Raw genomic sequence first — 9017 nt, 5'->3', positions numbered from 1 at the left:
AACAATTGATCCGTGCCGATGGCACTTTGATTGGAAGATTGGTTGCTGCCTTCCCCACAATGAATTGTGGGGTTAAGATTTCGGTCGTGCTGATGGCACTTTGATTGGAGGATTGGTTGCTTCTTCCCCACAATGAATTATGGGGTTAAGAATTGATCCGTGCCGATGGCACTTTGATTGGAAGATTGGTTGCTGCCTTCCCCACAATGAATTATGGGGTTGAGATTTGGGTCGTGCTGATGGCACTTTGATTGGAGGATTAGTTGCTTCTTTCCCACAATGAATTATGGGGTTAAGATTTGAACCGTGCCGATGGCACTTTGATTGGAGGATTGGTTGCTGCATTCCCCACAATGAATTATGGGGTTGAGATTTGGGCCGTGCCGATGGCACTTTGATTGGAGGATGGTATGCTGCCTTCCCCACAATGAATTATGGAGTTGAGATTTGGGCCGTGCTGATGGCACTTTGATTGGAAGATGGTATGCTTCTTCCCCACAATGAATTATGGGGTTGAGGTTGATGTCTTACAGCAGCACTTCGATTCAGTAATTGTATTCCGATTTTCCTGTACTTGTTGATTAACATTCATCTTCCGCGGAACAAAAAAGCTAAATAACAATCGCGCCTTAAACTTGTTCCCAAATAAAATCAAAAGCCAAACCTTAAGCATTGCCTTTAACCCGAAAAATACCGTGATTTTCCCAACAGGAGTTGATGATACAAGAAAATCAGATTCTTTGGAAAATTAAGACCTAAACCAAGATGCTGAAGTCAATAAGAGTAAATAATTTTCTGATTATAAGGAAATTGTAGGCTGGAATTGAATTGGTATTGCATATAGCGGGTTAAAGAGAAATAAATGTCGAAATTTGCAGCAAATAATCTACTTGTGTCGAAATCCATCCTCCTCATTACGCCGCCCTTTACGCAACTCAATACCCCCTATCCCGCTACCGCCTATATCAAAGGATACCTGAATACGCTGGGAAAAAAATCCTTTCAAAGTGATTTGGGATTGAATGTCATTCTTCGTATTTTCTCAAAAAATGGTTTAACAAAGGTGTTTGAATCCATTGAAAATCAGGAGAATAAAAAAATATCAGAAAACAGCAAAAGGATCCTCAAACTCAAAAAAGATTACCTCAACACGATCACACCTGTCATCAAATTTCTCCAGTTTGAAAACCCAACCCTCGCCTACAACATCTGTGACGGGGACTTTTTGCCACAGGGTTCGAGGTTCGGGCAACTGGATGATTTGGATTGGGCCTTTGGCACCATGGGCATTCAAGACAAGGCACGACACTTGGCGACTTTGTATCTGGAGGATCTGGGAGATTTGATCCAAGAGGTTTTGGATCCCCATTTCGGATTCAGCAGGTATGCGGAAAGACTGGGCAGGTCTGCGGTCTCATTTGATCCTCTGTATGAAATCCTCCAAGCCAAGCCTTCCTTTACGGATACCTTTCTGTTTGAAGAATTGGAACGCTGCATCAAGGAATCCAATCCCCATTTGGTCTGTATTTCGGTCCCCTTCCCTGGAAATCTTTACGCCGCATTTCGCTGCGGTCAATACATAAAAGCCCATTATCCCGAAACCAAGGTGGTCATGGGTGGTGGCTATCCCAATACCGAATTGCGTTCACTTCAAGAGCCGCGGGTATTTGAATATGTGGATTTTATCACCCTGGACGATGGCGAGCGTCCGCTCACCTGTCTGTTGGAATATCTGGATGGCCAAAGGGAGCTTTCGGCGCTCAAAAGAACCTTTGCCTTGGTGGATGGGAAAGTTTGCTACCTCAATGGTGCAAAACAAGCCGATATCCCTTTTAGCCTGGTCGGCACACCGGATTACTCCGATTTGGAATTGTCCCAGTACCTATCTGTCATCGAGATGGTCAATCCCATGCACCGGCTGTGGTCGGATGGCAGGTGGAACAAATTGACCATGGCCCATGGCTGCTATTGGAAGAAATGCTCTTTTTGTGATGTCACATTGGATTATATCAAAAACTATGAGCCCGTCAGTGCATCCATCATCTGCGACAGGATCGAAGCCCTTGTTGCGCAAACGGGACAGACCGGTTTCCATTTTGTAGATGAGGCAGCCCCACCTGCCCTGATGCGGGAATTGGCAATAGAAATCCTGAAACGAAACCTAAAAATTACCTGGTGGACCAATATTCGGTTTGAGCAGCGATTTACATTCGACCTCTGCCGCTTGCTGAAAGCATCGGGTTGCATCGCCGTATCCGGCGGTTTGGAGGTGGCCTCGGACAGGTTGCTGCACATGATGCAAAAGGGTGTCACTGTCACCCAGGTGGCACAGGTGGCCCATCATTTCACCCAATCAGGCATCATGGTCCATGCTTATCTGATGTATGGCTTTCCGACGGAGACGGCCCAGGAAACCATTGACAGCCTTGAAATGGTCCGACAGTTATTCATGAACAACGTACTCCAATCTGGATTTTGGCATTTGTTTGCCATGACTTCGCATGCCCCCATAGGATTGCAACCGGAAAAGTTTGGTGTCGTCCGTGTCGGGCCTGAAAAGGGGCTGTTTGCGGACAATGACCTTATTCATGAAGATCCTACAGGAACTGAGCACGAACGCTTCAGTGCGGGGCTAAAAAAGGCCCTGTTCAATTACATGCATGGGATCTGTTTTGAATTCCAGTTGAAAGACTGGTTTGACTTTAAAATCCCCAAAACTTCGATTTCACCAAATTTCATCTTCAATGCCATCGAAAATGAGCAAGAAGCCGAACTCAAGCCCAGCACAAAATTGATCTGGCTGGGAAATCAACCTGAGTTGGCGTCCGTGAAATTCAGCAAAAAAGGAAAAACGGTGGAATCAGGCCAGTTGGTCTTCGAGAACAAGATGGAAAGGATCGAAGTCAGGGTAAATAAGCTTGAAGGACGTTGGCTGATGGATGTTTTTGGGCTTTTGGAAATGTCCGCAGAAAGACCAGTATTGACCTTTGGCCAATTGGAGGAACATTACCTGCAATCCGGTATGACCGACTTTGAAAAATTCATGCAATCCCAGGTTTGGCAAACTTTAGAGGAAGCGGGAATGGTATGGGTATAAAAATGAAAATCCCGATCTAAAAGATCGGGATTTTACTCACTTTAACCACTAACAACCATAAAACAAACTGATGTTGTCAACCCGTTCGAAGACGGAACCCATCAATTTATAGTAGTCGATACGGGAATCGAACCCGTGTTTTATCCGTGAAAGGGATACGTCCTAACCCCTAGACGAATCGACCAAATGAGGCTTGAAATCCAATAAACAAAATAATGTAGTAGTCGATACGGGAATCGAACCCGTGTTTTATCCGTGAAAGGGATACGTCCTAACCCCTAGACGAATCGACCATATTGGAAATGAAACAACCCCTTTTCCGTAAGGTGATGCAAATATAGAGGGTTAAAACCATAATGCAAAACATGACAAAAAAATATTCTGTTTTTGAGGGCAATACCTTGAAAATAAGCTTGAAAAATATTTTTTAGCCTTTGATGCCCTAAATTCGTAATTTCGTGTTCCATTTCAAATTGCATATTCGCGAAGAATGAAAAGAATAAAAGTTGCCATCAATGGTTGCGGTCGAATCGGAAGGCTCACCTTAAAATTGTTATTGGAAAATAGAGACATAGATTTGGTCGCTGTCAATGACTTAACCGATCCCATCACCCTCGCCCACCTGCTTCAATACGATTCCATCCATGGCAAATACCCTCATAAGGTCACTGTCAAAGATGGCAATATTGAAATCGAGGGAAAGGTGATTCGGATTTTTGCAGAGAAAGAACCCAATAAAATTCCTTGGGGAAGTTTGGACGTGGATATCGTCTTGGAGTCCACCGGTAAATTCACAGAAAAGAAAGCGGCATCCGGACATTTGCTGGGTGGTGCCAAAAAAGTAATCATCACCGCCCCTGCCCAAGGCGACGTGCCCACCATCGTTCTTGGTGTAAACGAGCATATTCTCTCGGGGAATGAGTCGATCATCTCCAACGCCTCTTGCACGACCAACTGCCTTGCTCCGATGGTCAAGATCTTGGACGACAACTTTGGTATCCAAAAAGGGTATGTGTCCACGATCCATTCCTACACCAATGATCAGAACCTTCACGATGCCCCACACAAGGATTTGAGGAGAGCGAGGGCTGCCGCCTATTCCATTATTCCGACCAGCACACACGCTGCCAAGGCCATGGAGATCGTCCTCCCCCACTTGAAAGATAGAATCGAGGCCTCTGCCATGCGGGTGCCTGTTCCGGATGGTTCCTTGACTGATTTGACTGTTCTTTTGAAAAGAGAGACCACCAGTGCCGAAATCAATGCCATTTTCAAGAAAGAAGCGGATGGAAAACTAAAGGGGATCTTGGAATACGAGGAAAATCCAATTGTATCCATCGATATCATCGGCAATCCCCATTCCTGTATTTTCGATGCAGGATTGACTTCCGCAAAAGGAAACTTGGTAAAAATAGTGGGCTGGTATGACAATGAAGCCGGTTATTCCAACAGGCTGATGGATTTGATTCTACTGGTTGGGAAATAAACAAAAAGTATACATTTCACTTCTCTTGAAGGGAGATGTATGCTTTCATAAATTCAATGGCCAGATGAATACTTTCCAAAAAATCCTCCAGGTGTTTGGGAAATTCGGGATGTTCAAAACCTTTTTCTTCAATCAACACTTTACCGGCATTCACGACTTCGGTTAGCCTTTCCATCCCAAACATGGTCAAGGTTGGCTTGGTTTTGTGCCGGATTTGTTGGATGATCTCCGCATTCTGAAGCGTGGCACCTTCCTGGTATTTTTCTTTGAGTTCCAACAAGGAATGGAGGATTGCAGAGACCAACTCAGACTTGAAGTCCTCGTCTCCCTCCACCATATCCTCTATCATTTCAAAATCAATCGGTGGGTTTTGAAGCATTTTTAGGCATTTATTTTGGATGATTTGCCAGCGAGGTAGCCGGTACTCCAGGCGGCCTGGAAGTTGAACCCTCCAGTGATCCCATCTATGTTAACCACCTCTCCTGAAAAGAACAAATTTTTGACAATCTTGCTCTCCATGGTATCGGGATGGACCTCATTCAGATCAACGCCACCTGCGGTTACGAATTCCTCTTTGAATCCGGTCTTTCCTTCGATGGCAACAATATAGCAAAAAAGATTCTGCACAAGCTTATTTAACTGCTTTTTTGGGATTTCATACCATAAAAATTGACTTTCTATATCAGATTTCTCTGCCAAATGCTCCCAAAGTCTGGTAGGAATGCCAAAAAGTGGGTTTCCCATGATCTTTTTCTTGGGATGCTCATGTTTAAATCGGTTCAATTTATCCAAAGTCTCCTCTTCCGAAAGATCGTGGACCCAGCGGATATGTGCGTTGGCGTGGTAATCTTGGTCAAAAAGCCATTGGGCGCCAAAAGCCGAAAGTTTCAAAACAGCCGGCCCACTCACGCCCCAATGGGTGATCAACAAAGGCCCTCTGTAGGCCAGTTTGGTCCCCTCCAACCGTACAAACGCGTCGGGGACGGAAATGCCCATCAGCTTTTTGATGGGCTCATTTGGGGTGTTGAAGGTAAACAGAGAAGGAACAGGAGGAATGATGGTATGCCCAAGTTTTTGTAAAAAGTCAAAACCCTGGATTTTAGGAAAACCACCTATGCAGACGATCAATCTGTCAAATTCCAAGGTTTTCTTTTCGGAAATGACTTGAAAGCCATCCCCAACCTTCCTGATTTCAATAACGGGAAAATTGAATATGGTTTCCACTTGGAGCGCCCTTGCCGCCTGTTGAAGGGCGTCGATGATGGATTGGGAATCATCAGATACGGGAAACATCCTGCCATCTTGCTCTACCTTGAGCTTTACGCCCCGGGATTCGAACCAGTCTACAGTATCTTTGACCGAAAAATGTCCAAAGACTTTTTTAAGGAATTTCTCCCCTCTTGGATAGTTTTTGATAAGTTGGGGATTTTCGAAGGCGGCATGGGTGACATTGCACCTTCCCCCACCGGAAATCTTGACCTTGGCCAGGACTTTTGAAGTTTTCTCTAAAATGGTGACCTTTGCTCCTCCTTCAGCGGCATGAATTGCTGAAAAAAAGCCAGCCGCACCCGCCCCAATTATTCCTATTTTTAACATCCCGCAAATTTAACCCGAAATATGCATTCCGTTTCCTAATGGGCTTGAAAAATCAAGGAAATCAGATTATTTGGGAATTAAGGCAGCGTACTGTTTTGGTGAAGTCCAAAATAACAAACCAACAACTGATTGAGAGGCGTTTTTAGGCTAGAATTGAATTGGTCATGCACAATACGGGTTAAACATTCCAAATGCCCAATCCAAGCAAAATTGGAGAACTACCTCTTTTTTCCTGTGATGGAACCCAATATTCCTCTGGCCAATTCCCTGAAAAGTGTTCTTCCCATCTGTCTTACCATCGTGTTTTTGCTCAAATCCTCAAACATACTGGCCTCCTTCGCGGGTCTTCCTGCTCTTGTGGCAGGTACCTTGGCAACTGGTTTTGACACCGCTGCCGCTTCTTCTGCTCGGGATATTTTCTTTTCCAGGATATCAAAAGCACTTTCACGGTCGATTTCGGCATTGTATTTTTTCACCAAGCTCGAGGCATTCACCAGCTGGTTGATTTCGCTGGAATCCAAAATATCCATGCGTGAAATGGGTGCCCGTAAAAGGGTGTGCACTAGCGGAGTAGGAATTCCCTTTTCACTCAAAGCAGTAACCAATGCTTCTCCAATTCCCATCGAAGTGAGTACCTCCGAGGTTTTGTAGAAAGGTGATATGGGATAATTTTCTGCGGTTTTGACAATGGCCTTTCTGTCCTTGGCCGTAAAGGCACGAAGCGAATGCTGGACTTTCAATCCCAATTGACCCAATACATTGTCCGGTACGTCTGTTGGGGATTGGGTACAAAAGAAGACCCCTACTCCCTTGGAGCGAATCAGCTTGACGATGGATTCAATCTTGTTGATCAAATCCTTGCTGGCATGGGAAAACACCAAATGGGCTTCATCAATAAAAAGACAAAGTTTGGGTTTATCCGAATCACCTTGCTCCGGAAAGGTTTCGTAGATCTCCGAAAGCAAACTCAACATAAAGGTGGAGAAGAGTTTAGGACGGTTTTGAATATCGGTCAAACGGATAATGGAAATCAAACCCTTACCATCCTTTGTTCTGACAAAATCCTCTACATCAAATGACCGCTCCCCAAAAAAGCTTTCCGCTCCTTGCTGCTCCAACTCAATGATTTTACGCATGATCGTATTGACCGAGGCGGAGGATATTCCACCAAATTCCTTGGTAATGGCCTCTTTTCCCTCATTCTTGATGTATTGAAGTACTTTCTTGAGGTCTTTGAGGTCCAACAAGGGCATGTGGTGGGTATCACAAAACCTGAAAACCAAAGAAATCACCCCCCCTTGGGTAGCGTTCAAATCCATGATCTGAGACATCAGGACTGGGCCAAATTCAGAAACAGTGGCCCTCATTCTTACCCCTTTCTCCTGGCTGATGGACATCAACTCCACGGGTAAGCCCATGGGATCATACTCCAATCCTATCATGGCCATCCGCTTTTCGATGAAAGCATTTTTTTCCCCTGGCATAGCCAAACCCGATAGGTCTCCCTTTAAATCCATCAATACCGAGGGGACACCCTTGAGAGACAATTGCTCCGCAATCACCTGCAGTGTTTTGGTCTTTCCCGTGCCGGTTGCACCAGCAATCAATCCATGGCGGTTGAGCGTTTTGAGAGGAATTTTTACATGCGTTTCATGGACAGGTTCGAGATCCAAGATTCCTGTGCCCAATACGATATAGTCATTTTTAAAAGTATACCCTTGCTCAATATGTGATTTAAACAGTTCTGTATTGCTCATTTGAAAGGTTCAATAGTTTAGTACACAATCTAAATTAAAAAACCTGAATACGTAAAGATGAATTGAGGTTTTTTTTAATGAGAGCGACAATTTGTGAGTGGGTCACAACAGATTCTAGTATTCAATCCCATCCGCGTTAACGCATTACCTGACTATGAAAAATCTAATTTCAATACATATATTTTTTGATAGCGTTTTTCGGTCAAAAAGGAAGTAAGGGTTTCAAATTTAAATACCATAAGTGAAATCCGTGGGAATATGGAAGCCATAGTTGTTTTTTTGGGTTAAAGAAAAAGATTGAATCCCGAAGGTTTTTCGCCAAAGCAGGTAGTTGACATTGATCGCAATTTTCTTTCTTTGTCCCTTTTTGCTTGATCAAAAAGGAACCAAAAAATCAAGGCTGATATCTCTTCTTCAAATTGGGACGGGAATTCTTAACTTTATTGATTATCTTCCAATTTGATTTTTGTCTGGCTTCTACGCGCTAAAAATGAGTGGATCTCGTTCGGAAAAACTCACGAGCTAACTCATTTTCTTCACGCTCTCCGAATCCTGCCAAAAACCGCAGATATATAGGCCGTCCTTTTATCCGGAGAAAGTTTGGTGCGAAGGTATCGTTTCCTTCCGGTTAACCGTGGTCTGTGTCCCCACAGACCACTCCTTCCCTACTTGCCGTTCAATATCCACGAAGCCTGAAGGCAATGCCTGCCAACAGAGGTAGGCTTCAACCTTGATTAGCCAGGTGTTGCAACCCGTGGGAATTGGAATGTCGTGGTTGTTGGTCATTGGCTAAAGAAAAAGATTGAATCCCGAAGGTTTTTCGCCAAAGCAGGTGGTTGACATTGATCGCAATTTTTTTCCTTTGTCCCTTTTTGCTTGATCAAAAAGGAACCAAAAAATCAAGGCTGATATCTCTTCTTCAAATTGGGACGGGAATTCTTCACTTTATTGATTCCCTTCCAATTTGATTTTTGTCTGGCTTCTACGCGCTAAAAATGAGTGGATCTCACTCGGTGAACCTTCGTGAGCTAACTCATTTTCTTCACGCTCTCCGAATCCTGCCAAAAACCGCAGATATATA

General features: G+C 44.2%; 5 protein-coding genes and 2 tRNA genes. 2 read left to right on the top strand and 5 right to left on the bottom strand.

Features of this window, described 5'->3' with window-relative positions; all coding sequences use genetic code 11:
- The first annotated feature begins 862 nt into the window (after positions 1–862).
- Positions 863–3097 carry a radical SAM protein gene (locus Q7J63_RS04305; RefSeq protein ID WP_304884238.1) on the top strand — a complete coding sequence of 745 codons (2235 nt, stop codon included), beginning with the start codon at positions 863–865 and terminating at the stop codon, positions 3095–3097.
- A 112-nt stretch (positions 3098–3209) separates the two neighbouring features.
- On the opposite strand, the gene Q7J63_RS04300 is transcribed toward Q7J63_RS04305, so the two are convergent.
- Together Q7J63_RS04300 and Q7J63_RS04295 are read right to left on the bottom strand one after the other, a co-directional pair.
- Positions 3210–3281 (bottom strand) — tRNA-Glu (locus tag Q7J63_RS04300).
- A 37-nt stretch (positions 3282–3318) separates the two neighbouring features.
- Positions 3319–3390, bottom strand: a tRNA-Glu gene (locus tag Q7J63_RS04295).
- A 197-nt stretch (positions 3391–3587) separates the two neighbouring features.
- Between Q7J63_RS04295 and gap the strand changes: the two genes are divergently transcribed.
- A complete protein-coding gene (gene gap / locus Q7J63_RS04290) occupies positions 3588–4583 on the top strand; it encodes a type I glyceraldehyde-3-phosphate dehydrogenase (protein WP_304884237.1) in 996 nt (331 codons plus the stop codon).
- Positions 4584–4599: 16 nt separating this feature from the next.
- On the opposite strand, the gene Q7J63_RS04285 is transcribed toward gap, so the two are convergent.
- From Q7J63_RS04285 to Q7J63_RS04275, 3 genes are all read right to left on the bottom strand, one after another.
- Positions 4600–4962 carry a hypothetical protein gene (locus Q7J63_RS04285; protein WP_304884235.1) on the bottom strand — a complete coding sequence of 121 codons (363 nt, stop codon included), beginning with the start codon at positions 4960–4962 and terminating at the stop codon, positions 4600–4602.
- 2 nt (positions 4963–4964) lie between these two features.
- Positions 4965–6179 (bottom strand): NAD(P)/FAD-dependent oxidoreductase, encoded by a 1215-nt coding sequence (locus tag Q7J63_RS04280; RefSeq protein WP_304884233.1) that lies wholly within the window; start codon positions 6177–6179, stop codon positions 4965–4967.
- 218 nt (positions 6180–6397) lie between these two features.
- On the bottom strand, positions 6398–7936 hold the full coding sequence (locus Q7J63_RS04275) for a helicase HerA-like domain-containing protein (RefSeq protein ID WP_304884231.1): 1539 nt from the start codon (positions 7934–7936) through the stop codon (positions 6398–6400).
- Positions 7937–9017: the final 1081 nt, after the last annotated feature.

This window comes from Rhodonellum sp. (assembly GCF_030656585.1).
Taxonomy (GTDB): domain Bacteria; phylum Bacteroidota; class Bacteroidia; order Cytophagales; family Cyclobacteriaceae; genus Rhodonellum; species Rhodonellum psychrophilum.
The sequence above is the reverse complement of the archived record's forward strand: the minus strand, read 5'-3'. Positions and strand labels throughout refer to the sequence as shown.